Origin of the sequence: Micromonospora sp. AMSO1212t (assembly GCF_008868145.1) — a bacterium.
GTDB classification, from domain to species: Bacteria; Actinomycetota; Actinomycetes; order Mycobacteriales; family Micromonosporaceae; genus Micromonospora; species Micromonospora tulbaghiae.
In genome coordinates, this window is the sequence record NZ_WBKS01000279.1 from 1 (window position 1) to 525 (window position 525).

Annotated in this window: 1 protein-coding gene; it reads right to left on the minus strand. The window is 70.9% G+C overall.

The window, feature by feature from the left end:
* Window positions 1–525 (minus strand): FGGY family carbohydrate kinase (locus F8279_RS29805; RefSeq protein WP_255474314.1); only part of this gene is annotated, 525 nt, incomplete at both ends.

A 525-nucleotide genomic window follows, 5' to 3' on the forward strand; every position in this document is an offset into this window, starting at 1 on the left:
GCAGCGGCCAGAGGCCCATCACGTTACGTAGGTAGCGGAACGTGCCGTCGACGCCGGATTCGTTAGTGAAGTTGGCCCGCCGGCTCGCCTCGGTGAGCACCGGGGCGTCCAGCTCGACGCCGACCAGCGACCAGGTGCCGCAGGAGATGTAGGCGAAGTGCTCACCCACCGCCGGCACTCCCACCACGGCCGAGGCCGTGTCGTGCGATCCCACCGCCACCACCTCGGGCGTTCCGGGCAGATCGAGCGTGGGCAGCACGGGGCCGATCCGGGTTCCCGGCTCGCGCAGCGGCGGGAACATCTCGCCGCGGATCCCCGCGTCGGCCGTCAGGTCGGTGGCCCAGGTGCGGCGGCGCAGGTCGTACAGCTGGGTGGTGGAGGCGTTGGTGACCTCGGCGCCGATCACACCGGTGAGCCAGTAGGCGATGAGGTCCGGGATCAGCAGCAGCCGGTGCGCGGCCTCCAGCTGAGGCGCTCCGGCGGCGGCGACGAGCTGGTAGAGGGTGTTGAACGGCAGATGTTGCA